24 protein-coding genes and 1 pseudogene are annotated in these 26,206 nt (G+C 68.1%); 18 read left to right on the top strand and 7 right to left on the bottom strand.

What is annotated here, in order from left to right; genetic code table 11:
* Positions 1-615: 615 nt before the first annotated feature.
* Positions 616-1,068: pseudogene (locus tag ABZ717_RS25235) on the top strand (redoxin domain-containing protein); the annotation flags it as partial.
* A gap of 4 nt (positions 1,069-1,072) precedes the next feature.
* Complete coding sequence (dapC, locus tag ABZ717_RS25230) at positions 1,073-2,164, top strand: succinyldiaminopimelate transaminase (protein ID WP_358514676.1); 1,092 nt, start codon at positions 1,073-1,075, stop codon at positions 2,162-2,164.
* Between the two features lie 71 nt (positions 2,165-2,235).
* Here the strand turns inward: dapC and ABZ717_RS25225 are convergent, their stop codons facing one another.
* Complete coding sequence (locus ABZ717_RS25225) at positions 2,236-3,108, bottom strand: hypothetical protein (RefSeq protein WP_358514674.1); 873 nt, start codon at positions 3,106-3,108, stop codon at positions 2,236-2,238.
* A 253-nt stretch (positions 3,109-3,361) separates the two neighbouring features.
* On the opposite strand from ABZ717_RS25225, the gene ABZ717_RS25220 reads away from it, so the two are divergent.
* From ABZ717_RS25220 to ABZ717_RS25210, 3 genes are all read left to right on the top strand, one after another.
* A complete protein-coding gene (locus ABZ717_RS25220) occupies positions 3,362-4,198 on the top strand; it encodes a 2,3,4,5-tetrahydropyridine-2,6-dicarboxylate N-succinyltransferase (RefSeq protein WP_358514672.1) in 837 nt (278 codons plus the stop codon).
* 121 nt (positions 4,199-4,319) lie between these two features.
* Positions 4,320-5,384: a succinyl-diaminopimelate desuccinylase gene (gene dapE, locus ABZ717_RS25215; RefSeq protein WP_358514670.1), complete on the top strand. Its 1,065-nt coding sequence runs from the start codon at positions 4,320-4,322 to the stop codon at positions 5,382-5,384.
* 114 nt (positions 5,385-5,498) lie between these two features.
* Positions 5,499-6,275 (top strand): TIGR00730 family Rossman fold protein, encoded by a 777-nt coding sequence (locus ABZ717_RS25210; RefSeq protein WP_358514668.1) that lies wholly within the window; start codon positions 5,499-5,501, stop codon positions 6,273-6,275.
* Between the two features lie 6 nt (positions 6,276-6,281).
* On the opposite strand, the gene ABZ717_RS25205 is transcribed toward ABZ717_RS25210, so the two are convergent.
* Positions 6,282-6,671 carry a hypothetical protein gene (locus tag ABZ717_RS25205; protein ID WP_358514666.1) on the bottom strand — a complete coding sequence of 130 codons (390 nt, stop codon included), beginning with the start codon at positions 6,669-6,671 and terminating at the stop codon, positions 6,282-6,284.
* Positions 6,672-6,733: 62 nt separating this feature from the next.
* On the opposite strand from ABZ717_RS25205, the gene ABZ717_RS25200 reads away from it, so the two are divergent.
* From ABZ717_RS25200 to ABZ717_RS25185, 4 genes are all read left to right on the top strand, one after another.
* Positions 6,734-7,261, top strand: a complete 528-nt coding sequence (locus ABZ717_RS25200) for a hypothetical protein (protein ID WP_358514664.1) — start codon at positions 6,734-6,736, stop codon at positions 7,259-7,261.
* A gap of 195 nt (positions 7,262-7,456) precedes the next feature.
* On the top strand, positions 7,457-8,038 hold the full coding sequence (locus ABZ717_RS25195; protein WP_358514662.1) for a hypothetical protein: 582 nt from the start codon (positions 7,457-7,459) through the stop codon (positions 8,036-8,038).
* A gap of 463 nt (positions 8,039-8,501) precedes the next feature.
* The gene (locus tag ABZ717_RS25190; RefSeq protein ID WP_014909697.1) at positions 8,502-8,669 is read left to right on the top strand and encodes a DUF3117 domain-containing protein; all 168 of its coding nucleotides are present in this window, start codon (positions 8,502-8,504) and stop codon (positions 8,667-8,669) included.
* 115 nt (positions 8,670-8,784) lie between these two features.
* On the top strand, positions 8,785-10,299 hold the full coding sequence (locus tag ABZ717_RS25185; protein WP_358514660.1) for a leucyl aminopeptidase: 1,515 nt from the start codon (positions 8,785-8,787) through the stop codon (positions 10,297-10,299).
* A 146-nt stretch (positions 10,300-10,445) separates the two neighbouring features.
* On the opposite strand, the gene ABZ717_RS25180 is transcribed toward ABZ717_RS25185, so the two are convergent.
* Positions 10,446-11,036 (bottom strand): O-methyltransferase, encoded by a 591-nt coding sequence (locus tag ABZ717_RS25180; protein WP_358514658.1) that lies wholly within the window; start codon positions 11,034-11,036, stop codon positions 10,446-10,448.
* A gap of 286 nt (positions 11,037-11,322) precedes the next feature.
* Here ABZ717_RS25180 and sigE point away from each other — a divergent pair, with 286 nt between their 5' ends.
* The 4 genes from sigE to ABZ717_RS25160 all read left to right on the top strand — a co-directional run bounded on the left by sigE (position 11,323) and on the right by ABZ717_RS25160 (position 15,199).
* Positions 11,323-11,916 (top strand): RNA polymerase sigma factor SigE, encoded by a 594-nt coding sequence (gene sigE / locus ABZ717_RS25175; RefSeq protein ID WP_358514656.1) that lies wholly within the window; start codon positions 11,323-11,325, stop codon positions 11,914-11,916.
* Positions 11,917-11,918: 2 nt separating this feature from the next.
* Positions 11,919-12,578, top strand: a complete 660-nt coding sequence (locus ABZ717_RS25170) for a zf-HC2 domain-containing protein (protein WP_358514654.1) — start codon at positions 11,919-11,921, stop codon at positions 12,576-12,578.
* Positions 12,575-13,618, top strand: coding sequence for a transcriptional regulator (locus tag ABZ717_RS25165; RefSeq protein ID WP_358514652.1), 1,044 nt, complete (start codon positions 12,575-12,577; stop codon positions 13,616-13,618). The genes ABZ717_RS25170 and ABZ717_RS25165 overlap by 4 nt, the downstream gene beginning before the upstream one ends.
* A gap of 63 nt (positions 13,619-13,681) precedes the next feature.
* Positions 13,682-15,199: a trypsin-like peptidase domain-containing protein gene (locus ABZ717_RS25160; RefSeq protein WP_358514650.1), complete on the top strand. Its 1,518-nt coding sequence runs from the start codon at positions 13,682-13,684 to the stop codon at positions 15,197-15,199.
* A 114-nt stretch (positions 15,200-15,313) separates the two neighbouring features.
* On the opposite strand, the gene ABZ717_RS25155 is transcribed toward ABZ717_RS25160, so the two are convergent.
* On the bottom strand, positions 15,314-16,453 hold the full coding sequence (locus tag ABZ717_RS25155) for an Mrp/NBP35 family ATP-binding protein (RefSeq protein WP_358514648.1): 1,140 nt from the start codon (positions 16,451-16,453) through the stop codon (positions 15,314-15,316).
* A 401-nt stretch (positions 16,454-16,854) separates the two neighbouring features.
* On the opposite strand from ABZ717_RS25155, the gene ABZ717_RS25150 reads away from it, so the two are divergent.
* Entirely contained in the window at positions 16,855-17,865 is a 1,011-nt protein-coding gene (locus ABZ717_RS25150; protein WP_358514646.1) for a CPBP family intramembrane glutamic endopeptidase, read from the top strand.
* Here ABZ717_RS25150 and ABZ717_RS25145 read toward each other — a convergent pair.
* Positions 17,862-18,362 carry a GtrA family protein gene (locus ABZ717_RS25145; protein WP_358514644.1) on the bottom strand — a complete coding sequence of 167 codons (501 nt, stop codon included), beginning with the start codon at positions 18,360-18,362 and terminating at the stop codon, positions 17,862-17,864. The two genes, ABZ717_RS25150 and ABZ717_RS25145, sit on opposite strands and share 4 nt — an antisense overlap.
* 193 nt (positions 18,363-18,555) lie before the next feature.
* Here ABZ717_RS25145 and ABZ717_RS25140 point away from each other — a divergent pair, with 193 nt between their 5' ends.
* Together ABZ717_RS25140 and purE are read left to right on the top strand one after the other, a co-directional pair.
* Positions 18,556-19,713, top strand: coding sequence for a 5-(carboxyamino)imidazole ribonucleotide synthase (locus tag ABZ717_RS25140; protein WP_358514642.1), 1,158 nt, complete (start codon positions 18,556-18,558; stop codon positions 19,711-19,713).
* Positions 19,710-20,243, top strand: coding sequence for a 5-(carboxyamino)imidazole ribonucleotide mutase (gene purE / locus ABZ717_RS25135; protein WP_358514640.1), 534 nt, complete (start codon positions 19,710-19,712; stop codon positions 20,241-20,243). The genes ABZ717_RS25140 and purE overlap by 4 nt, the downstream gene beginning before the upstream one ends.
* A gap of 97 nt (positions 20,244-20,340) precedes the next feature.
* Here the strand turns inward: purE and ABZ717_RS25130 are convergent, their stop codons facing one another.
* Positions 20,341-20,955, bottom strand: a complete 615-nt coding sequence (locus tag ABZ717_RS25130) for a TetR/AcrR family transcriptional regulator (RefSeq protein WP_358514638.1) — start codon at positions 20,953-20,955, stop codon at positions 20,341-20,343.
* Between the two features lie 70 nt (positions 20,956-21,025).
* On the opposite strand from ABZ717_RS25130, the gene ABZ717_RS25125 reads away from it, so the two are divergent.
* Complete coding sequence (locus ABZ717_RS25125) at positions 21,026-22,618, top strand: MFS transporter (protein ID WP_358514636.1); 1,593 nt, start codon at positions 21,026-21,028, stop codon at positions 22,616-22,618.
* Here the strand turns inward: ABZ717_RS25125 and ABZ717_RS25120 are convergent.
* The gene (locus tag ABZ717_RS25120) at positions 22,615-23,319 is read right to left on the bottom strand and encodes a TNT domain-containing protein (protein WP_358514678.1); all 705 of its coding nucleotides are present in this window, start codon (positions 23,317-23,319) and stop codon (positions 22,615-22,617) included. The two genes, ABZ717_RS25125 and ABZ717_RS25120, sit on opposite strands and share 4 nt — an antisense overlap.
* 1,082 nt (positions 23,320-24,401) lie before the next feature.
* Between ABZ717_RS25120 and ABZ717_RS25115 the strand changes: the two genes are divergently transcribed.
* Complete coding sequence (locus tag ABZ717_RS25115) at positions 24,402-25,769, top strand: DUF222 domain-containing protein (protein WP_358514634.1); 1,368 nt, start codon at positions 24,402-24,404, stop codon at positions 25,767-25,769.
* Positions 25,770-26,206 lie beyond the last annotated feature (437 nt).

Here is a 26,206-nt window from a genome sequence, read left to right as displayed (position 1 = left end):
CACACCGCAGTGCTGGAACAGGCCGAGCCGGTGGCGAACACGATGGAGCGAGCGGCACGTGAGGCCTGGGGCGAACCCACCGTCATCCAGGTCTCCACTATATTAGAATATGGCACGTACCGTGCTGAATATAGTGGTATCGGTAAGGTGTCATTTTCGGTTAATAAATAAAGTAAGTTTAATAGGGTTATTTTCACAGAAAGTCATAACAACTTGTGGAATTAACTCTATCTGCTTTATACAGATGCTAAAAAGGGAAATCCATGTATGATACATGTTATTATATATATGAAGTAGTAATAAAATTACACTTCATTATCAATAAAATAACCATAGTTGAGAATGACAACTAAATTTCAAAGTCATACACATTTGAAAATTTCAGTTTCACATTGGATTTTCAACTTTTTTTACTCGTTATTCTTTAATTAATGAGAGATTTAAAACGGCTTAATTATAGCTTTTTTATACTTTCATAGATTTTAAGAACTTCTAAAGTTGACTATTCAATGCCAAGATGTAATAATACTAAACAAGAGATTAGAATTATTATAAACAAACAATTATTTTTAAGTAATTCTAATTAACACTTAACTTTTCAGGAGGAATTTATCTATGTCTTTAATTAACAAAGAAGTTTTACCTTTCACAGCACAAGCTTACGATCCAAAAAAAGATGAGTTTAAAGAAGTTACTCAAGAAGATCTTAAAGGTTCTTGGAACGTTGTATGTTTCTATCCTGCTGACTTCTCATTCGTATGCCCTACTGAATTAGAAGATTTACAAAATCAATACGCTAAATTACAAGAATTAGGCGTTAACGTGTACTCAGTATCAACAGATACACACTTCGTACACAAAGCTTGGCATGACCATTCTGATGCAATCAGCAAACTAGAATACAGCATGATTGGTGATCCTTCTCAAACAATCACTCGCAATTTCGATGTGTTGGATGAAGAATCCGGTCTAGCACAACGTGGTACTTTCATTATCGACCCTGATGGTGTGGTACAAGCAGCAGAAATCAATGCTGACGGAATCGGACGTGACGCAAGTACATTAGTTACCGGTGACCGACCGGCTTCCCACCTTTCCCTGGGACCGGCTGACGCCGTTCAAGAAGACGGCGGCGGCCCACCCCGACGGCATCGTCGACCTGTCCGTCGGCACCCCGGTCGACCCGGTCCCGGTGAGCCTGCGCGAGGCGCTCGCCGCCGCGGCCAACTCGCCCGGTTACCCGCTGACGTGGGGCACCCCCGAACTGCGCGCCGCGATCCAGGGGTGGTTGGAGCGCCGTCACGGGGTGCGCGTGGCCGACGGCGCGGTGCTGCCCACCGTCGGTTCCAAGGAACTCGTGGCCTGGCTGCCCACCCTGCTCGGTCTGGGGCCGGGCGACACGGTGGTGCTGCCCGAACTGGCCTACCCCACCTACGACGTGGGCGTCCGGATGGCCGGCGCGACCCCGATGGCCACCGACGGGCTCGCCGCCCTGGGGCCCGCGCCGGTGAGGCTGGTGTGGGTGAACTCGCCCGCCAACCCGACCGGTCGGGTGCTGGGCAAGGACCACCTGCGCAAGGTGGTGGACTGGGCCCGCGAGCGCGGCGCCATCGTCGCCTCCGACGAGTGCTACCTCGACCTGGGCTGGGACGACGCCGAACCGGTGTCGATCCTGCACCCCGACGTTTGTGGCGACTCGCACGAGAACCTGCTGGCCGTGCACTCGATGTCCAAGCGCTCCAACCTGGCCGGCTACCGCGCCGGTTTCGTCGCGGGCGACCCCGCGCTGGTCTCGGAGCTGCTCGCGGTGCGCAAGCACGCCGGAATGATCGTGCCCGCCCCGGTCCAGGCCGCCATGAAGGCCGCCCTGGACGACGACGACCACGCCACCGAGCAGAAGGAGCGCTACCGCGCCCGCCGCACCTTGCTGCGCGATGCCTTCGAGGGCGCCGGGTGGCGGATCGAGCACTCCGAAGCGGGCCTGTACCTGTGGGCGAGCCACCCGGACCACGACGCCTGGGGCGCCGTGGGAGCCCTGGCCGAACGCGGCCTGCTGGTCGCCCCGGGAGCCTTCTACGGCCCGACGGGCGAGCGCCACGTACGGGTGGCCTTCACCGCGACCGACGACCGCGTCAAGGCAGCGGTCCAACGCCTGGCCGAGTAACCTCCGGTGTTCCCGCTCGCGGCGCCCGTCCCGAAGTCGAGACCGGCACCGCGAGCGGGCACCTGGCGGACCTAACGGAGGACCACGCGGCCGCCGGTGTCGTCGTCCACCTCGGTCCAGACCTGGCCGTCGTTCAGGCCGTCGGAGGCCTGCCAACGCATGTCCTCGTAGGTCACCGAGCTCAAGCCGTACTCCTCGGCGTGCACCACGGCCCACATGGCCATCGCCCAACCCAGGTCACCGTGGGCCGGCTCCTCCTGCGGGGGCAGCTCGGCGGGATCGGTGCCGAACACCTCCGCCATGGCCTCCTGCGCGCCGGTGGCGTCGGCTTCGCCGCTCTGCAGGGACTCCACGGTCTCCTGGTCGAACCAGCAGGTCACCTGGCCGCCGTTCTCACCGCCCAGGGTCACCGCCATCCGTTCCGACAGCGCCTCATGCTGGTCGTAGGCGAACCCGTCGGCGCTGTGCTGCACCTGCTGGGCGGCCTCGTAGACCGGCATCCTCTCCCAGTTGTGGACCTCGGTCAGCTCGTCGTAGAACGCCCGGCTGGAGTACACCGGGTCCATGACCTCCTCCGGGTCTCCCCACTCCTGGGAGGGGCGCTGCTGGAAGAGCCCCAGCGAGTCCCGGTCGCCGTACTCGATGTTGTAGAAGCGCGACTCCTGCCACACGGTCGCGTAGGCGATCGTCACCGCCTGGGTCGGCAGGTCCCGGCTGAAGGCCACCCCGCCGACGGTGGCCGCGTTCTGGGCCTGCTCGTGCTCCATGTCGAACCGTCCGTTCGACAGGTCCAGGCGGCACCCTGGTTCCGGGGGCTCCTGGGTGTCCAGGGGCTCGAACGTGGTCAGCACGTAGTAGGCCCCACCGACGAGCAGACCGCATACGAGGGTCAGGGCGAGCAGAATCTTGGCGAACGCGGAGAACTTCCTGCGCTTACTGGGCACGGGCGAACCAAGGGTCGGGGACGGGTGGGACGCACATGGGCGTTCCCGCGCGAAGGCGGGGACGGGGCCGTGCGCCGGGCCGCCGGGGGTCCATCAGGAAGGGTGATCGGCGTGCCTGCGCGCATTCTAGTAGGCGCGTGGAAGCGCATCCGTGAAACCCGGGGGAATCGGTTCGCGGGAGTGGCCAACCGCTCAGCGTGGGCGGGCGGGCCGCATGCCCCGCGCCCTCATCGAGCGACTAACGTGTGTTCACATGACCAGCTCGTACACCAGTCCGCTGCCCGACCAGATCGACGAACTCTGGGAGCAGCGCTCCGAACTGACCCCCGGCCACACCGAGGCGCGTGAGATCATCACCGGCGCCATCGACCAGCTCGACGAGGGCAAGGCCCGCGTGGCCTTCGTCGACCCCGCCACGGACGACGTGGTGGTCGACGAGCGCGCCAAGCGCTCCATCCTCCTGGGCTTCAAGGTCCTGGACATGAAGGAGTCGCTGGTCGGCGACTTCTACCACCACGACCGCGTGCCGCTGAAGACCCGCTTCGACGGTGTCCGCGTCGTCCCCGGCGCGATCGCCCGCTGGGGTTCCTTCCTGGCCCCCGGCGTGGTCCTCATGCCGTCCTTCACCAACATCGGCGCCTACGTGGGCTCCGGCACCATGGTCGACACCTGGGCCACGGTCGGTTCCTGCGCCCAGGTCGGCGAGAACGTCCACCTGTCCGGTGGCGTCGGCGTCGGCGGCGTCCTGGAGCCGCCGCAGGCCTCCCCGGTCATCATCGAGGACGAGGCCTTCCTCGGCTCGCGCAGCATGGTCGTCGAGGGCGCGCGCGTTCGTAAGGGCGCCAAGCTCGGCGCCGGCACCATCCTCACCTCGTCCACGCGCGTCTTCGACGCCGAGACGGGCGAGGAGCTGCCCCGGGGCGAGGCCCCGGCCTGGTCGGTGTGCGTCACCGCCAACCGCACCAAGAGCTTCCCCGGCGGCGACTTCGGCATGCCGGTGCTGCTGGTGCTCAAGCGTCTGGAGGAGGGGCAGGAGCACGACAAGCTCGCCCTGAACGACCTCCTGCGCGAGCACGGCGTCAACGCCTAGCGGCTCCGGGTTCGAAGAAGTAAGACGCCCCTTCCGGTATCCGGGAGGGGCGTCTCCTGTTCTAGGGTGGCGACGGACCCTTCACTCCACTCGCGAAGCACACCTGAAACGGGGCGACACCATGCTGGACCTGACCTCGGACGTGGCGGACCTGACCGCCGCCCTCGTGGACACCCGTTCCGAGAGCGGTGACGAGAAGGCCCTCGCCGACGCGGTCGAGAGCGCCCTGTCCGCGCTGCCCCACCTGACCGTCACCCGTGACGGCGACGCGGTCGTCGCCCGCACCGACCTGGGCCGCGAGCGCCGGATCGTGATCGCCGGTCACCTCGACACCGTGCCGATCGCCGACAACGTGCCCTCGCACGTGGACGGCGACCGCCTCTATGGCTGTGGCACCACCGACATGAAGTCGGGCGTGGCCGTCCAGCTCAAACTCGCCGCCCTGGTGCCCGAGCCGGTGCACGACGTCACCTACGTCTTCTACGACAACGAGGAGGTCGACGCCTCCCAGAACGGCCTGCTCCGGCTGAGCCGCAACGACCCCGCGTCGCTGCACGGTGACTTCGCCATCCTCATGGAGCCCACCGACGGTGTCATCGAGGGCGGTTGCCAGGGCACCATGCGCGTCGACGTCAAGACCACCGGCAAGCGCGCCCACAGCGCCCGCTCCTGGATGGGCGAGAACGCCATCCACAAGGCCGGCGAGATCCTCGACGTGCTGCGCGCCTACACGCCGCGACAGCCCGAGGTGGAGGGGCTGACCTTCCGAGAGGGCCTCAACGCGGTTTCCGTGGAGGGCGGCGTCGCCGGCAACGTCATCCCGGACGAGTGCGTGGTCCGCGTCAACTACCGCTACGCCCCCGACCTCTCCCCGGCCGACGCCGAGGCGCACCTGCGCGAGGTGTTCACCGGTTTCGAGGTGACCGTGACCGACTCCGCGGCCCCGGCCCGCCCCGGCCTGGACGACCCCTCGGCGGCCGCCTTCGTCACCGCGGTGGGAGAGGGACGGGCCCGCGCCAAGTTCGGGTGGACGGACGTCTCCCGCTTCTCCGAGTTGGGCGTCCCCGCCGTCAACTACGGTCCCGGCGACCCGATGCTGGCGCACACCCGCGACGAGTACGCGAAGATCTCGCAGATCCGTGAGGCGGAGGAGCGCATGGTGGGCTGGCTCACCGGCCGTCGTTGACCTCTTTTGGAAGGCGCGTCATCGCAGGTGGGAACCGGATCGGCCACCACTGGCCACCGATCGGTCACGTGTGGTTCAAGTGTGAGGCGGTCCTGGGCGGATAGCTTTACGAACATGACGGAAGAAGAGAACGTGAGGCGAGCCGGTCCGCTCACCTACCGCGGCCGCGCCATCCCCGACACCACCACAGACCAGCGCCTGCTCGACCGCAGGGGTCCCTCCGACTGGGTGCACACCGACCCCTGGCGGGTCCTGCGCATCCAGTCGGAGTTCGTGGAGGGTTTCGGGCTGCTGGCCGAGTTGCCCTCCGCGGTGAGCGTCTTCGGGTCCGCCCGGATCCAGCCGGGAACCGAGTACTACGAGCTGGGTGTCCAGATGGGGGCCAAGCTCGCCGAAGCGGGCTACGCCACCATCACCGGTGGTGGGCCCGGCATGATGGAGGCGGCCAACAAGGGCGCCCAGCAGGCGGGCGGGATGTCCGTGGGGCTCGGTATCGAGCTGCCCTTCGAACAGTCCCTCAACGAGTACGTCGACGTGGGTGTCACCTTCCGGTACTTCTTCGTCCGCAAGTTGATGTTCGTGAAGTACGCGCAGGCCTTCGTGGTGATGCCGGGTGGGTTCGGCACCCTGGACGAGCTCTTCGAGGCCATCACCCTGGTGCAGACCAGGAAGGTGACCCGTTTCCCCGTGATCCTGGTGGGCACCGAGTTCTGGGGCGGTCTGCGCGAGTGGGTCGAGTCGAGCCTGCTCAAGCACAACCTGATCTCCCCGCAGGACATGGACCTGCTGCACGTGACCGATGATCCCGACGACGTGGTCGAGACCATCCGCCAGGCCCACGTGCACCTGGAGAACAAGTTCGAGAGGACCGAACCCGGTCCCAGCGCCTGAGCCGACTCAGGCCAGACCACGGCGCACGGCGGCGGGCGGACGCTCGCCCCGGATCGAGGCGATCATGTCCAGCGCGCGCCGGACCCGTTCCGGGTACCGCGTGACGAACACCCGCGCCCCGGCCCAGGCGTAGGAGGAGGCCAGGGCGACCTCCTCCGCGACGTCCACCGGCACCGTTCCCGTGTGCGCGGGCGCGGACCCGGGTGTGGGCGGCTCGTGCCCGGGCGCGGGGTCACAACGCACCCGGACCGTGTGGCCGGCGTCGACCAGTTCCGCGACCAGTGCGGTCGGAGGCCGATGCCCGGTGTCGACCACCGTGTCGTCCGTGGCGCGGTCGTCGGTATCCAGGGTGGTGAGGGCGTCGGGAGTCAGGACTCGGAAAGGCTCGTTGGGCACCTGGCGAGTCTCCCACGGCGCACCACTCCCGGGGCGGCGGGCCATGTGGCACGATCGGAACCGTGCCCTACTTCATCATGATCCTGGTGGCCGTCGCCGCGCTCGCCGTTCTCGTCGGCGTGGTCTTCGTCGTACTCGGCAAGGGCGGGCAGCTCGCCCGGTTCGAGGCCGACTTCCCCCCGCTCGACCTTCCCGAGGACGGGCCCGTGGGCTCCCGCGACCTCGGTGGGTTGCTCCTGCCGTTGGCGCTGTGGGGCTACCACGTGCGCGCGGTCGACGCGCTGCTGTTGCGGCTGACCGCGACACTGCGCGAGCGCGAGGAGCGGATCGAGGACCTGGAGTGGCGGCTGGCGCGCCTGGACCCGTCATACGTGCCCCGGGGCACCGGCCCGAGCTTCGGCTCGTACCTGCCCGGTGACACCCCGTCCGGAGAGAGCGCCCAGATGGATGGCGCCACGGACGGCGGCGCGGACACCGGTGCCGAGGAGGTGGGGGTGACCCCGAACCCGGAGGCGTACGCGCCTCAGGGAGACGACGTCACCGTCGGTGGCGGTGAGGGGAAGGATCGGGGTCGAACGGATCGCGAGTAGGCGCCATCGACTAAGGCCAGGCTCCCACCGCCCCTTCCGGTCATGCCGGAATCCCTCGGGTGTCTATGTCGTGCATCACACCGGATCCGTCCCTCATGGCCCTTTCCCGAGCGTTCGGGTGCTCTATTCTCGTTCGCTGTACATGCGTACCCCCCGCTCCGTCGGAGCGGACGGATCGTCGTGAGGATGGCGAGGATGGACACAACTGCCGAACTCAAGGCGGGCGCGGACGAAGAGCCCGAGGATTCCGCCACCCCGGTGCGCCAACTGGCCCTGTGGCCCCCACCCCGTTCGACTCGGCACAACGGTAAGCGTCGACGGCGACTCACCCGGGTAGGGATCACGGCCATCGTGCTCCTGCTGGTGGCCGGTGGCGCCACCGCCGCCTGGGTCTACCTGGACGACTCGGAGCAGGCACCGGTCACGGCCACCTCCGACCCCGACGAGTTCGTCGGATCCTGGTCGGGTCTGATGAGCCAGGTGAACACCGAGGGCGACCCGGTCGCCGAATGGGACGCCCAGGTGCGGATCGAGGAAGGCGCCGAACGCGGCAGCACGGCCTGGACCACCTTCTCCTGCTCGGGGACCCTGGAGCTGTCGGCCCGTGACGGTGACCGACTGGTGTACACCTACACCGAGACCTCCGACCCCGACGCGAGGTGCGTCGACGAGGCCGAACTCACCCTGTGGCCGACCGCGGACTCGGGGCTCAACGCCGAGTGGTCCTCGGTCACGAGGGAGGGGACCCGGATGATCTCCACCGGGACCCTCGACTGAGTTTCGGGAAACCCCCGCAGCGGGTGGGCCCGGTCGAACGCGGATGGAGCCGGTTCGAGCCGTGTGGACCCACCTGTGAAGTTCCCAGGTGAACCCGTGTTCCAGACGCCCACGCGGCGACGGATCCAAGTCGTCGCCCCGGGACGGAAGTCGGAAGGGGTGCGCTCGCTCCGCCCCCGCTCCGGCTTGGTCCGATCCGGTTTCGGCCAGGACCGATATAACCTTGGTGACTAAAGCTTCCTCGTTATCTGATGCTCACGGCGGTGGTCCGGCTGTCGCCTGGCGCACACACAGGGGTCAACCTCCGAGATAATGGGCGAAGAGTGATTCACGTCCCTTAAGCCACACGGGCACGAGTCACCCGGAACCGGCCCACGGTTGCGGAGCCGAGACACACACGTGGATCGGCGCCGATGTTGTGGGTCGGCCCCGGCCGCGAGGAACACCTAGAAAGGGGAATGGCATGGCGGCGATGAAGCCGAGGACCAGTGACGGGCCGATGGAGGTCACCAAGGAGGGTCGCGGCATCATCATGCGGGTTCCGCTCGAAGGCGGAGGCCGTCTGGTCGTCGAGTTGACGCCCGATGAGGCGACCGAACTCCGGGACGCGCTCCAAGGCGTCGTCGGATAACAGGGCATCGTCGGCTGGTTCCGACACCTGATTCGTCCCCCACCTGGGCCGGAACGCCCTGATGACCCCCGAGGTTCCACACCTCCCACGATGAGCGAACGATTGTGAGCGGCCTGTGCCATTCGCCACGGAGATCCACCCCCTGGCGGGAACCCTCGCCGAATCCACCGCGGACCTGTTGGTCCTCCCCGTTCTCGCGGGTGAGGAAGGGCCGGAACCGGTAGAAGGGGTCGCCGACAGCGGACTCGCGGCGGTCCTTCCGGCCGCGCTCACCGATCTGTTCGCTCACTACACACTCACCGGAAAATCCGGCGAGTTCTCCCAGTTCCCGGTGACCCGGGACGGGGGCCTGGTCCGCCTGGCCCTTCTCGGAGTCGGTTCGGGAACCCCCGGCGACCTCCGGAAGGCCGGCGCCGCCCTCGCCCGGGCCGCCCGGGGCAGGAAGCACGTCGCCCTGGCCTGGCCGGGCGCGACCGGCCAGGCCGAGGCCGCCACGGCGCTGGCCGAGGGTGCTCTGCTCGCCTCCTACACGTTCACGCTGAAGACCTCCCGAACCCCCGAGGATCAGCGTCCCCCCACGAGGATCGACGTGGTGGGCGAGACCGAGGACCTCACCGACGCCTTGGCCCTGGGCTCCCACCTGGCCGGGGCCACGGCCCTGGCCAGGGACCTGATCAACACCCCTTCCCTGACCAAGGACCCCGAGTGGATGGCGACCCGGGCTCGGGAGACCTCCGAGGCCAAGGGTCTGACCCTGCGGGTCTGGGATGAGAAGGACCTGCGGAACGAGGGCTTCGGCGCGATCCTCGCCGTCGGCCAGGGTTCGTCCCGTCCGCCGCGCATGGTGCAGCTGTCCTACACCCCCGAGGACCTGGCCGGCGCGGCGGGACCCGCCGCGCACGTGGTGCTGGTCGGCAAGGGCATCACCTTCGACACCGGTGGTCTGTCCCTCAAGCCCAACGCCAACATGTCGCTGATGAAGACCGACATGAGCGGGTCGGCGATCGTCCTGGCGGTGCTCTCCGCCCTGGCGTCGGTCGGCTCCCGGGTGAAGGTCACCGGTCTGCTCGCGCTGGCCGAGAACGCCTTCTCCGGCGACGCCACCCGCATCGGCGACGTGCTCACCACCTACACCGGCAAGACCGTCGAGGTGCTCAACTCCGACGCCGAGGGCCGCCTGGTCCTGGCCGACGCCATGGGTTACGCCGTCTCGGAACTGGAGCCGGACCTCATCGTCGACGTGGCCACTCTGACGGGTGCCGCCAAGGTCGCGTTGGGAACCGGAATGGGCGCCCTGTACAGCACGGACGACGCCGTGGCCGGAGAGCTGATCGAGGCCGGCGAGGCGTCGGGGGAGCCGCTCTGGCGGATGCCCCTGACCGAGGAGTACGTGCCCACCACCGCGTCCCGGGTGGCCGACCTCGCCAACATCGGTACGCGTGGCACGGAGTTCGGCCCGGCGGGCGCCACGGACGCCGCGCTGTTCCTGCGCGAGTTCACCGGGGGCCTGCCCTGGGCCCACCTGGACATCGCCGGTCCGGGCCGTTCGACGCAGGAGAGCGGGCTGCTCAGCAAGGGCGGCACCGCCTTCGCGACCCGGACCCTCCTGCGCTGGCTCGCCCAGAAGTAGACGTTCGCCTCACACGGCCGTCACGAACCCACCTGCGCGACGCGAAGGCGTGCGCGGGTGGGTTTTTCCATGGGTCGGGGGATCGGCGGTGGCGCCGACATCGTGCCGCCCGCGACCACCCGGCCCACCCTTCGATCGAGCCGAGGTCAGGGTCGGATGGCCGCCAGGAGGCCTTCGCCCACCGGAATCAGGAGCGGGATGAACTCCTCGTCCTCGCGCATGCGGCGCATGACCTCGCGCACCGCGACCTCCGCCTGGTCGGGCACGCGCAGCGGCCCGTCGGGTTCGTTGGAGGTGACCATGACGTTGTTGAAGACCACCACGCCGCCCGGCCGGAGCAGACGCAGGGCCTCGTCGAGGTAGGTGGGGTAGGACGCCTGGTCGGCGTCGATCGACACCATGTCGTAGCCACCGTCGGTGAGGCGGGGGAGCACCTCCAGGGCCGCGCCGCGGATCAGCCGGGCGCGGCCGGCCCCGAACCCTGCCCGCGTGAAGGCGGCGCGAGCGTAGTCCTGGTAGGCGGCGTTGACGTCCACCGTGGTGAGGATCCCGTCCGGTGCCATGCCGCGGAGCAGCCAGATGCCCGAGGTTCCACAGCCCGTGCCGATCTCCACGACCGAGCGCGCGCCGATGGCCGCGGTGAGGAACCGCAGGGCGGCCCCGGTCGCGGCGTCCACGGGCGGGGCGGCGGAGCGCAGTCCCGTGTCGTAGGCGTCCGCCAGGGGGCCGTCGCCCATGGCGTTCTGCTCGAACCGTGCCTGTTCGGTCCGAACCCACGCGGTCCGAGCGACGCTCTCTTCAGCGCTGATGACGGCCTCCCATTTCCCTTACGGTCTGCGTTTCCCTTACGGTCCTGCGCTCTGACCGGTGGGATCGTCACTCACCGTGGAATGATGGTCGCGGTCAGGTGCTCTTCCTGGTCAAAAGACTAGCCTGAACGGGTGCGAACTTCCGCGCGTGACGGCGGGAACTTAATCGGCGCCTTTCGACGTTGAACACGTTGATCGCGATGAAGCCTCGGGGATGAAGGGAGCCGCGGTGCCAGAGACCGGCCCTGCCGTCGAGTTCGAGGCATGGGAACCCCCGAGCTGGGAAGAGGTCGTTCGGGTGCACTCCCCCCGGGTGTACCGCCTGGCGTACCGACTCAGCGGTAACAAGCACGACGCCGAGGACCTCACCCAAGAGGTCTTCATCCGGGTCTTCCGCTCCCTCGCCAACTACACCCCCGGAACCTTCGAGGGGTGGCTCCACCGGATCACCACCAACCTCTTCCTGGACATGGCCCGGCGCAAGGCCCGGATCCGTTTCGAGGGTCTGGCCGACAACGCCGACGAACGTCTCGAAGGCCGGGAGCCCTCCCCGGCCCAGCGCTACGACGACCGGCACTTCGACGCCGACATCCAGAGCGCGTTGGACGCACTCCCCGCCGAGTTCCGTGCTCCTGTCGTCCTGTGCGACATCGAGGGGCTCTCCTACGAGGAGATCGCCGCCACGCTCGACGTCAAGCTCGGCACCGTCCGCAGCCGCATCCACCGGGGTCGGGCGCAGCTGCGTCGTGCCCTCGAACACCGACGTTCCCTGGCGGCACAGGCGAACGCGAGCAAGGAGGCGGAGTGAGCATGGACCACCTCGGAGAGCGTCTTTCGGCGCTCATCGACGGGGAACTGGGCGCCGCCGAACACGAACGTGCCCTCATCCACCTGGCCAAGTGCGAACCGTGCCGGTTCGAGGCCGACATGATGCGCCGGCTCAAGCGCCGCCTCACCGGGCTCGGCGAACCGGAACCGGACCTGGACTTCATGGGCCGACTCATGGCCGGACCAGGGAGGGACGGCCCTTTCGGCTCCAGCCCACCCCTGGGTTCGTCCCGACCACTCGGAGGCTTTCCCGGGGAACCGCCCCGGAATCTTTCCGAGGAACCGACCAGGAAGGCCCCGGAGCGTCGCGAGCCGCGCACCAGCCCCGAACGGTACGTCCCCGTGCGTCGGCCAGAGGACGGGGGCTCGGTCCGGTCGCCGTACTTCTCCGGTGGACGCTACGCCGTGGCCGGCCTGGCGGTGGCCACCGCCCTGCTGGGCAGCGCGTTCGTCGCCGGTGGTGAGAACCCGGACAACGCTCCGGTGGTCGAGCCCCGCCTGTCCGACTACGCGGTGGAACACGCCGTGACCAGCCGGCAGATCCCCGTCGTCGACCCGACCACGGACCCGGTCGTCGCGTGGCCCGCCGGGATACCGAGGACGTCGGAGCGAACATCGGACCCGAACGAAACGACCCGGTGAGGCGCGGAGGTACCCGCTCCGCCGTCTTCTCCCTCGTCGTGACGTTGTGCGTCCTGTTGTGCAGCGCGGCGACGCATCCCGAGGCGTCCGAGATCCCCGCGGAAGGTGGGGACGACGGCATGGCGGTGTTGCGCGACGCCGCCGAGGCCGACGGCAGAGTGGCCTATACGGCGGTCCGCGGGCTGCGGGGTCCTCAGGGGGCTCTCGCGGTGCGGGTGGTCAGCAGACCGGGGGAGGGCCTGGCCATGGCCCCCGTGGGCGCGGAGGAGCAACCATTCGTGGTGCGCTCCTCCTCGGCGTTGGAGACCCTCGACGAAAGTCTCCTGGCCATGCTCGAACACACCTACCGGGTTGTGGAGACCGAACCCGAGGAACTCGACGGGCGCTCCGCCAAGGTGGTGGAGGCCAGACGGGCCGACGACACCGTCGCCGGACGGTTCTGGGTGGACGAGGCGACCGACCTGCTCCTGGGCCGCGACGTCTACGACCCCGCCGGCGAGCCGTCCTTCAGCAGCAGGCTCACCGAACTGAGACTCGGTGACCGGGACTGGCCGGAGGACACCTTGGGCGACGAACCCTGGGGTGACGCGCTCGATCACGCCGAACGCGAGGAACTGCGGTCCGAGGGTTGGTCGCTTCCGGAACACCTGACCTGGAACCTTCGCCTGGTCGACGCCAGGTCCACCCACCACGAGGAACACCGCGTGGTGCACACCGTCTACTCCGACGGGCTCTCCCAGATCTCCGTGTTCGCGCAACGTGGGAAACTGGGGGAGGAACGTCTCTCCGCGGATCAGAACGGATATGTCGGAACCGGTTCGGGGGGAACGGGCGTCACAACAGGGCACGAGACGATTTTCGGTGGAGACGTGGGTCAGTACCAGAGCATGTGGCAGGCGAACGGTTTCGTCTACACGCTGCTGGCGGACGCACCCGCCGACCTGGCCTCCTCGGCGGTGACGGCGCTGCCCGGGCCGGAGGGTTCCTCCGGGTTCTGGTCGCGGGTTCAGCGAGGTCTGTCTCGGCTGGGGCTGGTGTAGGGTCCCGCCCCGGTCGGCGCGCTGTGTGCCGAGCGGAAAGCCAAGCGACATACGGAGCAGGTCTTGAGCCAGGAGAACGACCGTTCGGAACCCGCCCGGGGGTGGGATCAGTCCATCTCCCGCCCGAACGGCGCGCCGCCCGAGCCGGGCGCGTCGGAGCCACCGGCGTCCGCCCCGGGGCAGGGCGCTCCCCAGGGCCCGCCCCCGGTCGGCGACAGGGGACGACCCTCGGGCCCGGTCGGCCCACCGCCTCCGGGCAACCCACCGCCCCCAGGGCCGGGTAACCCCGGTGGTCACCCACCCCAGGGAGGCCCCATCGGTCACGGCGGTTCCTTCCCGAACCCCGGTCCGTACCAGGAGCGCTTCCAGGCGCCCGCACAGGGCACCACACACCATCAGAGCCTCTCGGGAGCCGGTCACTTCGCCGTCCCACCGGGCGCGTCGCAGCAGGCGTACCAGCCCGCCGCCGCGCCACACAGACCCAAGCGCGGCATCCCCGCCTGGATGGCCTTGAGCGGCATGCTGGTGGTCGCCCTGGTCGCGGGTGGCGCGGGCGGTGTGATCGGCACGTTCGTCGGTCCCTCCGGTGATCCCTCCTCCGAGCACCCCGAACAGCAGGGGCCGAACATCAACGAACCCCCGCCCGAAGCACCGGAGCGCGCCCCGGACTCGGTGGCGGGCGTGGCCCAGCGGGTCAGCCCCAGCGTGGTGTCGTTGCGCAGCGCGGACCCGAGGATCGGCGGTGGTGGCTCGGGGTTCGTCATCGAGGGCGACTACGTCGTCACCAACGACCACGTGTCCTCGGAGCTGGAGGCCGACGGGATCATCATCGAGTACAGCGACGGCAGCAGCAGCGGCGCCGACGTGGTGGGCTCCGATCCCAGCTCGGACCTGGCGGTCCTGGAGCTGGAGGAACCCAGCGAGGTCGACCCGTTGGAGTTCGGTGACTCCGAGGAGGCCATCGTCGGCGACGAGGTCATCGCGATCGGAGCTCCGTTGGGGCTGGCGGGCACCGTCACCCAGGGCATCATCAGCGCGCTCGACCGGCCGGTGAGCCCGGACGGCGGCGACACCCAGTTCTTCGCGCTCCAGACGGACGCGGCCATCAACCCCGGTAACTCCGGTGGACCACTGGTCGACATGCGGGGCCGGGTCATCGGGGTGAACTCGATGATCTACAGCATGGGCGGTGGACCGCTCGGCGACCAGCCGGTGGGCAGCATCGGCCTGGGCTTCGCGATCCCCTCCACCGAGGCGGAGACGGTCATCGGGCGGATGGTCGACCACGGCGAGGAGTCCACTACCTACGCCGAACTCGGCGTCACCTACGACCACGAGAGCACGGTCGTGGGCGCGATGATCGCGGACGACCCGGACGCCGTCGAGTCGGGCGGCGCGGCCGACCAGGCCGGGCTGGAACCGGGGGACGTGATCGTGTCCTTCGACGGTCGCCGAGTCAACTCCGGTGGGGAACTGCAGGCGATGGTGCGCGACAAGGCCCCGGGTGACGAGGTCGAGTTGGAGTACGAGCGCGACCGGGAGCGGGAGACCGTGACCGTCACCCTGGGCCCCGACGAGTAGCCGCGCACGATGCGCCCACGGGTCCGGTCTCCGGGCCCGCACGACACGACGGCCCCCGGGTCGGGTGACCCGGGGGCCGTACGTCAGTCCTCCAGCCGTTCGGGGATCGAACCCCTAGCGACCGGCGGGGGAGATGCCCAGCTGCATGCCCGCGAGCCCACGCGGCTTGGCGACCAGGCCCTCGGCGACCTTCGAGAGCACCTTGCTGGCCTCGGCCTCGGGAGTGGTCAGGACGAGGGGCTTGCCCTCGTCGCTTCCCTCGCGCAGTCGGGTGTCCAGCGGTACCTGCCCCAGCAGCGGGATCTCCGCGCCGAGGGTCTTGGTGAGGGTGTCGGCCACCTGCTGACCACCGCCCTGACCGAACAGGTACACCGGCTCGGCGTCCGGGGTGGGCTGGTAGTACGACATGTTCTCGATCACGCCGGCGATGCGCTGGTGAGTCTGCGCGGTGATGGCACCGGCGCGCTCGGCGACCTCGGCCGCGGCCTGCTGCGGTGTGGTGACCACGAGCAGCTCGGCGGAGGGCAGCATCTGGGCGACGGAGATGGCGATGTCACCGGTGCCCGGGGGCAGGTCCATCAACAGGACGTCCAGGTCGCCCCAGAAGACGTCGGAGAGGAACTGCTGTAGGGCGCGGTGCAGCATGGGTCCGCGCCACACGACCGGCGTGTTCCCCTCGGTGAACATGCCCACCGAGATGACCTTGATGTCGTGCGCCGTGGGCGGGAGGATCATGTCCTCGACCTTGGTCGGGAAGTCCGACGCGCCCAGCATGCGCGGCACGGAGTGACCGTAGATGTCGGCGTCGACCACACCGACCTTGTGACCCTGGGCGGCGAGGGCCGCGGCCAGGTTGACCGTGACGGACGACTTGCCGACGCCGCCCTTACCGGAGGCGACGGCGTAGACCTTGGTGAGCGAGCTGGGCTTGGCGAAGGGGATCTCCTTCTCCGCCTGACCGCCGCGGAGCTTGGTCTGGAGCTCCTTGCGCTGCTCGTCGCTCATCACGTCGAGTTCGACCTTGACGGACGTGACGCCGGCGACCTTGGTCACCGCTGCCGTCACGTCCTTCTCGATGCGCCCCTTCATCGGGCAGCCGGCCACCGTGAGGTAGATACCGACGTGCACGGCACCGTCGTCGTCGATGTCGACGCTCTTGACCATGCCGAGGTCGGTGATGGGACGGTGGATCTCCGGGTCTTGCACCGTGGCCAGGGCTGCGTTTACCTGCTCGGTGGATGGTGTGGAGGACATGTGCTCAATCGTAGGTCAGCGGGATGGGATGGTCGGCCTGTGGCGTGACTCGCAGGTCCACTTGTTCCAACAGACGCATGGCACCGCGCTATTCCGGCGCGGGTCAGGGTGTGGTTCCCACCGATCCATACGGTGACCAGGAGATAACGGCGTGGACTTAACGCGGGCGATACACGGCCGGATAGTAGTCTCTGCGCACGATGGGAAATGTGCCGCCACCACCTGGTTCGTCCTGGCCCGCCGCGCCCGAGGGGCCGGAGGGGTCGGCTTCCGGTGGTCTCGAACAGTCCAGGGAGCAGACCTGGGCCAGCCCTCCCGGGGGCGCGAGGCAGACGCCGCCAGGGGGGCACCCGGCGCTGACCCCGGACCCCTCGGTGTGGGCTTGGCCACCTCCGCGTCCGGTGCGGACGAACGAGTTCGCGCGCTCGGAGATCCCCGAGGGTGAGTCCTACCACAGGTTGGCCCGCAACCGATTCTTCCGGTGGTGGGTGCCGCTCGTGGCGATCGCGGTCTTCGCGGTCCTGTCGTTCTTCCTGTGGGTCGGTGTCATGGTCGTGATGACCATCGTCGCCATCCTCGGTGGCAGCGGTCTGGCGCTGGAATCGGCCAACCTGGGCGAGATCGCCGGTCTCGCCTTCGGGCTGGCGTCGATAGCGCTGTTGATGCCGCTGGCGTTCTTCGTGACCCGCGTGGTGCAGTGGCGCCGGACCGGGTCGCTCATCTCGGTGACCGGTCGCATGCGTTGGCGCTGGCTCGGCATCTGCGCCCTGATCGCCTTGGCCTTGGCGCTGGTGTGCGTGTTCCTGGTGCCGCTGCTGCCCTCCACCGCGGCGGACGCCGCCGCGGTGGAGGCCGAACCCGCCGGCACCGGCGAGGGGATCCAGGTCCTGCTCGCGCTCATGACGGTGATCGTCCTACTGGTGCCGTTGCAGTCCGCGGCCGAGGAGTTCACGCTGCGCGGGCTCGTCATGCAGCTCGTCGGTTCGCTGGGCTCTTCCACCGGCGAGAGCTCGTTCTCCAAGGTGATGCGTTCGCCGTGGCCGGCCATCCTCGCCGGTGGAACCCTGTTCGCCGCCCTGTACGCCGCCACCCATCCGGGCCATCTTTGGACCACGGCGTCCCTGATGGTGTTCGGGCTGGGGATGTCCTGGCTGACCTGGCGCACCGGCGGCCTGGAGGCCGCGATCGGGCTGCACATGGTCAACAGCCTGTTCCAGTTCACCCGTTGCGCCCTGGAGGGGCGACTCTCGGAGGTGGGCACCGGCGTCGTCATCGGCGCGGGACTGCCGATGGGGGCGGACACGCCGTTGACCCTCGCCGTCACGGTCGTCCAGGTGGGGCTGTACTCGTTCCTCGCGGTGCGCTGCGCGCCCCGCTTCGGGGCCGGTGCCCGCAGTGCCGTCCGTTCCTAGCCGAACCGTTGATCGGGCGTGGGATCCGGGGCGGAATCGGAATCGGGGTCGGGGGCGGGGTCGGGATCCGGCGGGAACACCCACGTTCGGTAGGAGAAGAACCGGAAGAGCGTGCCCAGACCCACCCCCACGACGTTGCCGGCGATGTTGCTCGCCAGCTGTCCCTCCCAGCCCAGTACGTACACGGCGAAGCCCAGACAGCCGACCTGGATGAGCATGCCGACCCCGTTCATCACCAGGAACAGGAAGGTCTCCCGGCCGTAGCCGGTGCGGGCACGGTCACGGAAGGTCCAGAACCGGTTGCCGACGAACGCGACCGCGATCGCGCAGGAGGTGCCGACCACCTGTCCGACCAATAGGGGCAGGTCGGACAGGCCCCACACCAGGTTGGTGACGGCCAACTGCACCACGTAGGCCAGGGCGCCCACCGAGCCGAACTTGCCCACCTCGGCCGCCAACCCGGCGATGCGAGGGTGCCGGGCGAGGAACTCGCGCACGGGCCGCGCCTCCAGTCCTTGGGGGTGTCTCGCCGCGCGGGGAGCGGCCCTCGGGCGGCCCACCCGCACGCCCTAGACTCTAGCCGGGGCCGTGATGAAGACCCCGGCCGCGGGTTCCGAGCCGAACGGCCAGGTTCCACCACGTGTGGGACCGTCCCGCATCCGCGGTCGACGAGCATTGAGTTGAGGAACTGTGAGCGAGCGTAACCGCATCATCCCTCGCGTGGGAATGGTGGGCGGAGGCCAACTCTCCCGGATGACGCACCAGGCCGGTATCGGCCTCGGCGTGGACTTCTCGGTCCTGGCGGCGAGCCCCACCGACAGCGCGGCCCTGGTCTGCGGTGACGTCACCCTGGGTGACGACCGTGGGCTCGACGACGTCCTGGCGTTCGCCAAGGCGCACGACGTCGTCACCTTCGACCACGAACACGTGCCCGAACCGGTCCTGCGCGCCGTGGAGGAGGCCGGTGGCCTGCTCCGCCCGAGCCGTGACGCCCTGCGCTTCGCCCAGGACAAGCTGCGCATGCGCACCCGCATGGCCGAACTGGGCGCGCCCTCGCCTCGATGGCGGTCGGTGACCACCCTGGAGCACGTCACCGCCTTCGCCGAGGAGGCCGGTTGGCCGGTCGTGCTCAAGGCCGCGCGTGGAGGCTACGACGGCAAGGGCGTGTGGATCGCCGCCGATCCCGACGAGGCCCACGAGGTCGTGGAGCGCGCCGCCGCCGAGGACGTGCCGCTGCTGGTGGAGGAGAAGGTGGACTTCTCCCGCGAACTCGCCGTGCAGGTGGCCCGCTCCCCGCACGGTCAGGTCGCGGTCTACCCGGTGGTGGAGACCGTGCAGCGCGGCGGGATCTGCCACGAGGTGATCGCGCCGGCCCCGGGATTGGATGAGGAGAAGGCCACCCGAGCCCAGGAGCTGGGCATCGAGATCGCACACGCCCTGGGTGTCACCGGCGTGCTCGCCGTGGAGCTCTTCGAGACCGCCGACGGCGTGGTCGTCAACGAGTTGGCGATGCGTCCGCACAACTCCGGCCATTGGAGCATCGAGGGCGCCCGCACCTCCCAGTTCGAACAACACCTGCGCGCCGTCCTCGACCTGCCCCTGGGGTCGCCGCGCACCAACGCCCCCTTCACCGTCATGGCCAACGTGCTGGGCGGCGAGGACCCCGAGATCTACCGCCGCTACCTGCACGTCATGGCCAAGGACCCCGAGGTGAAGGTGCACTTCTACGGCAAGGACGTGCGTCCGGGCCGCAAGATCGGGCACGTCACCGTGATGGGCGACGACCACGAGGACCTGCTGGAGCGCGCCCGCGACGCCGCCGACTACCTGCGAGGAGACCAGAAGTGACCGAAGGCAAGCCCCTGGTGGGCATCGTGATGGGCTCGGACTCCGACTGGCCGGTGATGCGCGAGGCGGCCGAGGCACTGCGCGAGTTCGACGTGCCCTTCGAGGCCGACGTGGTCTCGGCGCACCGCATGCCGCACGAGATGATCTCCTACGGGAGCGAGGCGGCCGGGCGTGGCCTGAAGGCGATCATCGCCGGGGCGGGCGGCGCGGCGCATCTGCCGGGCATGCTGGCCTCGGTGACCACACTGCCGGTGATCGGTGTGCCGGTTCCGTTGAAGTACCTGGACGGGATGGATTCGCTGCTGTCCATCGTGCAGATGCCCGCGGGGGTGCCGGTGGCGACCGTCGCGGTGGGCGCGGCCCGCAACGCCGGGCTGCTGGCGGTGCGGCAGTTGGCGGCGCACGAGCCGGCGTTGGCCGAGCGCATGGCCGGTTTCCAGGAGGACCTGAAGGCGCAGGCGCACGCCAAGGGCGAGCGGTTGCGTCGCGAGGTCGCCGAGGGTGGCAAACCCATGGGTTTCAGCATGTAGTGGTGCCGGTGGGTAAGTGGGTGCTTGTTCGGCCCCGGCGTTCCGCGAGGACGCCGGGGCCGTCGTGTGTCCGGAGCCGGTTGTGCGGGACCGGCTCTCAGGGGGTGGGCCTTTCGTGTGGTCGGTCCTTTGAGGGGAGCCGATCCTCTTGGGGGAGGAGGGCGCGGATCCCGTCCATGGCCTGCTCGACGGTGGGCAGGGAATCGGGGGCGACCAGGTACTGGAGCACGTAGCCGGTGACGAGGTTGTAGACCATGGAGCCCAGCCCCGCCGAGGTGGCGTCGTCGACCTCCTCCAGCGGGATTCCGAGGATGAGGGCGCTGAGTTCGCGGCGGCCTTCGAGGATTCCCTCGGACAGGGTGGTGCGCAGTCCTTCGTCGAACTGGGAGTGCGCGAAGGCCTGGACGCTCGCCACCATGAGGTCACGGTGTTCGGGGAGGGTGCCGAACAGGGAGGTGAGCAGCAGACGGGTCCGGTTCTCCGCGGTGGTGGGACCCGCGTCGCGGATGGCCTTCTCGAAGGCGTCGCCCCACTCGCTGCTGGCCTCCAGCAGTGCGGCGTTCATCAGGCTGTCCTTGGACCCGAAGTGGTAGCCGATGGAGGCCAGGTGGGCGCCCGAGGCGGCGGCGATGTCGCGGGCCGTGGTCTTGCTGTAACCCTTTTCGACCAGGCACTTCTTGGCGCCGGCCAGCAGGTCCTCACGTTGGCTCATGCGCACACCGTAGCATTTTTGACGTACGTACATATTGACGGGTGATTTTGACGTACGTACGATCCTTGCCATGGACAAGAACCGCACACCACCACGCGCCACCGCCCGGACCTGGGCGGGGCTGGCCGTCCTGCTCGTCCCCGCGCTGCTGGTCGCCATGGACCTCTCGGTGCTCTTCGTCGCCGCGCCCGCCATCGCCCAGGATCTCCAGCCCACCGCCACCCAGTGGTTGTGGATGATGGACGTCTACGGCTTCGTCCTGGCCGGACTCCTGGTCACCATGGGATCGCTCGGAGACCGCGTGGGGCGTAGGAAACTGCTCCTCGCCGGGGCCCTACTCTTCGGAGCCGCCTCTGCCCTGCTCGCCTTCGCTCCGAACAGCGAACTCTTCATCGCCGGTCGCGCCCTGCTCGGGCTGGCCGGTGCCACCCTGGCGCCCTCTACGCTCTCCCTGATCCGGAGCATGTTCACCGACTCCAAGCAGCGGGCCACCGCCGTGGGCGCGTGGACCATCGCCTTCACCGGTGGTGCCGTTGCCGGGCCCATCTTCGGTGGGGTGCTGTTGGAGTTCTTCTCCTGGGGCTCGGTGTTCCTCATCAACCTGCCGTTCATGGCGTTGCTCCTGGTGAGCGCGCCCTTCCTGGTGCCGGAGACACGTGACCCCCGAGGCGCCCGGTTCGACCTGCCCGGAGCGGTGCTGTCCCTGATGGCGGTGCTGGGCCTGGTCTACGCGGCCAAGCGCTTCGTCGAACACGGGGTCGAGGTCCAGGGCGGAGCGGCCCTCGTGCTCGGATCGGCCTTCCTCGTCCTGTTCGTGATGCGGCAACGCCGTGCCGCGCACCCGCTCATCGACGTGACGTTGTTCGCCCGCCCCGCCTTCAGCGCGGCGGTCGGCGGCAACGCGGCGGTATCCTTCGCCGCGGCCGGGATGGGGCTGCTGACCTTCACCTTCCTGCAGAGTGTGCACGGGCTCAGCCCGCTGAGTGCCGCCTTGTGGGCCCTGCCCACCTTCGCCACCACCGCCTTGGGCGCGGTCCTCGGGAGTGTGGTGGCGCCGCGTGTGCGCCCCGCTCCGCTCATGGCGACCGGTCTGGCGGTGGGTGCCCTCGGGTTCGCCATGATCGCCCTGGTGGACCCGGAAACGCCGCTGCCGCTGTTCATCGGTGCCTACGGGCTGATCAGCATGGGCGCCGGGGTGGTGGGAACCCTGGCCAACACGCTGGTGCTGGCCACCGCGCCTCCCGAGCGCGCCGGTGCGGCGGCGGGGGTGTCGGAGACCAGTGCCGAGTTCGGAGCCGCTTTGAGCATCGCGGCTCTGGGCACGGTGGCGACGGGCATCTACCGGTCGGAGATGAGCGGGACCCAGGGGCCGGCGGGAGAGACCGTGACCGGAGCGATCGCCGGCGCGTCCCACCTGCCAGAGGCCGAGGCGGGCGCGCTGTTGGCGGAGGCGTTCGATGCCTACACCAAGGGTCTCAACGCCGCCGCGCTCACCGGCGCGGTCGTGCTGGCGGTGTTGGCCGTGGCGGTTCTGGGGGCGCTGCGCCGGATCCCGGCGGGAGTCGCGGGCCCCGAGGAGCAGGAACATCGCGAGCACGAGGAGCACCGCGAGGACCGCGAGGACAGAGAGCCGGGACCCGAATCCACCCGGGCCGGTTTCTAAGCGGCGAACTCCTCGGGGAAGACACACTCCTCGGCGGGCCGCTGGTCGAGGTAGTCCCATTCCAGGAGGTCGTTGACGGAGACGTAGCCTCCGTCATCGGCCCCGTAATCGCCACCGCCACCGGCTTCGGGGACGCTCTCGGTCGGGATCAGCAGTTGTTCACCGCCGCCGGGCTGTTCGAAGTGCGGGGCGATCGGGCCCACCCAGGCGTCGACCGGCAGGACGACCTCGTAGCAGTTGTAGTTGTGCTCGGCCCCGCCCGGCCAGGTGTTCAGGGAGTCCGGCGGCAGGGCCCGCTCGGAGAACGGGGCACCGGCCGGGGCGAGGAATGAGCCCCAGGGGGAGCCGAAGCGGTCCAGCATCCATCCCTCGGGCAGTTCCTGGAGTTCCTTCAGCGGGCTGCCGTTCTCCACGACGAAGCCGTCGTGCTCGGGGTAGTCCCAGCCGTCCTCGGTGGCCCACCGGTCCAGGAACTCCGCGGGGGAGAGGTCGCCGAACCGGTCGTAGCCCTCCACCAGTTCGCCGACGGGTCCGCTGGTGGGTAGCTCGGCCGGTCCCAACCTCGGGTCCCCGCACAGGTACTGCTCCAGCTCCTCTTCGCTGGGCGGTGGATCCAGCACGGGGCACTCGCCGGTCGATACCAGGGGCGGTGAGGGAAGGGATTCGTCGGCCAGGACGGGGGAGGAAGCGCCGAGTGTCAGGGCAAGGGCAAGGGCAGGAGCGAGGGCAAGGGGAAGGGGCAGATGCGTGGGCGAGGGCAGGGGGAGGCCCGTGGCTGGCACTACCCGGAAGGCGGACACTGCGCGGAAGAGGGACATCGGACTCCGTCCGGTTGATTACTACTTAGAGTTTCCAGTCAAAGACTCTGTGTAGTGAATCATGGTGGCGTCCTTGCCCGGTGGAAGTTCTCCTCATCGGCCGGTGGCCGGTTGATTGGAAGGGTGGTGAGTTATCCACAAGCAGGAGATTCGGGGTGTTGGTGGAGCGCGTGGGCGTGATCCCATTGATCTTAGGGGAGCCGCTGGTTTCGCCGGTTTCGTGCTGCCCGGGGCTGTTCGTGCTGGTCGGAGTGGGAGGTGGGCGGTGGGGCGCCTGGGGTCGGGGGCCGCTGGTTCACGGGGCGTCGCTCGGGTGGTTGGTGGGGCGCCTTAGGTAGGGGCTCTTCTGGTGGTTGGGCGGGGTGGGGGTGGGTTCTCCCTCCTTCCCCGCCGCGTGATTGTTGCCGCCCGCACCGCACGCGTCAAGGCGATGGTGTGTGCTGTGGCGCTGTGGTGGGTGGCCTTGACCCGTACGGCACGGGCGGCGGTTTGGCGGCTATCGGGGAAGGGGGGAGAGTGGTTGGGGTTCCAACGGCCCTGCGGGCCTTCGGCCCACTCCGGCCGCAGCCGGCCGGATCCCTTCCCCTCCCTCTGGCTTTCTCGTGGGCCGCGTCGCCACTACGTGACGGGTCCGGTCACGAAGAGCCCGCTACAGGTGGGGCACGGGGCGGGCCGCGTCCCCGCGGTAGCCGGCCCTGGTCTTCACAGCGATGATCTTGCTCGTAGCGCCCATTTGGGCGCCCAACATGGCGCTACGGACAAGATCGTTTCCATTCAGAGCCCCTTCCCTCGAAGTCGCTAGGAGCATCTCCGTGATAGGTGGATCCGGTCATAGGGGAAGGGGTTGTGGATAACCCAGAATGGCCACCCCATCTATGGTAGGCACATTCACCGACATGGAAATAGGTTGAATATACCCGCCGGTAAGCCTGCCATTTCCTGGGGTGTTCTCATATAATCAGAGTATGAGCTTTCCTCCCAGTGCACCGCGCCCGACCGGGAACACCCCGGTTGATCAGGCGATGGCGGGTGCGCGGGAGATGGCGGTGGAATTCTCCGGCCGGGATATCCCGTTCGGGTGCGAGGGCGATGTGCTCGCCCAGTTTCGCCGGCTCAACCAGGAAACAGACCGGATCCGCTACGGGATGTTGCCCGCCCTGGCCCGTATGGAGGCCACCGGTGCCCTGTTGGAAGAGGGTGGCCAGCGCAGTATCCAGGCGTGGATCACCCACCAGTGGGGCACCTCTCCGGCCGAGGCCAAGAGCCTTGCCACCCTCGCCCGCGCCCTACACCGCCAGCAGCTCCCCCTCGTAGAAGAAGCCTTCCAGACCAGCGCCCTGTCCTTGGGTGAAGCGTGCGCCATCGCGACCTCCACGGAAAAAGCGACTACCGAGTGGGCGAAGGTCCTCGAAACAGCGGATGAGGAATTCCGTGCCCAGCGTCCTTCGGTGGAAGGGTTTCGGGCCCGGTTGGAATTCGGGCTGATCGGTTTCAAGGCCGAGTGCCCGCAGGCTTCGGTGCGCCAGTTGCGGGACGCGGCGAAATGGTTCGTCGCCCGCCTGGACCCGGATAAGGCCGACCGGGACTACGATGAAACGTTCGAGAACCGGGGCGCCCAATTCTCACCCACGTTCGAGTCCGGGTTTTTGCTGCGGATGTGGGGGCCGGGGGCCGACAACGAACTGATCCAGGCCGCCCTGCAGGCTTACACCGAACCGTACGGGCCCGATAACGCCGCCGTCCCGAAGCATCAGCGCACCTATGACGCGATGATGCGCATCTTCGAGACCGCTCTGACCCACCGGGGTTGCTCCAGCCTGAGCCGCCAACCGTTGGCCACGTTGAACATCACCGTCCCCCTCACACGCTTCCTCGGAGACGGCGCCGCAGAGCCCGCCACCACCGAGGATGGTGTGGTCATCCCCGACCAGATGGTGGCCCGCCTGACCCCCGAAAGTTGGCTGCGCCGGTTCGTGACCGACGCCCAGGGTCGGACTCTGTTGGATGTGGGGCGAAAGCAGCGGTGCGCCCCGGACCCGGTGCGCCAGGCGGCGGGGTTCAAGAAGCCCTACTGCGAGTGGCACGAAGGCTGTGACGTGCCGCGTAGCTGGTCGCAGTACGACCACATCGTCCCGTTCTCTCACGGCGGGGTCACGAGCGCGGACAACATGCAGGTGTTGTGCTCGACCCATAACCGGCTTAAGCACCGGTTGCAGGCGAAGGTGAACCGGCAGATCTGGGAACACCACCACGCCCAGAACCGCCAAGAAGAAGGCAAGGAAGCCGGGTCCGGGGATGGGGAGGGGGAGCCAGCCCCAGCCACCGCCCCCTGACCACCATCCGCTTCCACGACCATGCGTTTCCGCCAGGTGGAACACCACCCCCGCGAGAACACCCCCGAGTGGGTGTCAGACCCCAAGGGCCCGTGCCCTGTGGGGATATCAGCATGCCCCCACCCCGAACCCCCCACCCAGAGCCACATCCCGGGACAGAAGTGGCTCCCGTTGGGGGTGTGGGCAGCACAGGTGCCGACACCGGCCCCTACTACGACCGCTCGCCCTACCGGTGTCACCCCCACCACGGGCAGTGTGGCCATTTCGGGTGACCCACAACCCCTTCCCCCTTATGGCCGGCGCCACCTCTCACAGAAAAGCGCCTCCTCACGACTTCGATGGAGGGGCTCTGAAGAGAAACGATCTTGTCCGTAGCGCCATGTTGGGCGCCCAAATGGGCGCTAGGAGCAAGATCATCGCCAAAGGGGCGCCGGTGC

Origin of the sequence: Nocardiopsis sp. NPDC006832 (genome assembly GCF_040635885.1) — a bacterium.
Lineage (GTDB): Bacteria > Actinomycetota > Actinomycetes > Streptosporangiales > Streptosporangiaceae > Nocardiopsis.
Note: the sequence above shows the minus strand (reverse complement) of the source record. Positions and strands in the feature narration are given on the sequence as shown.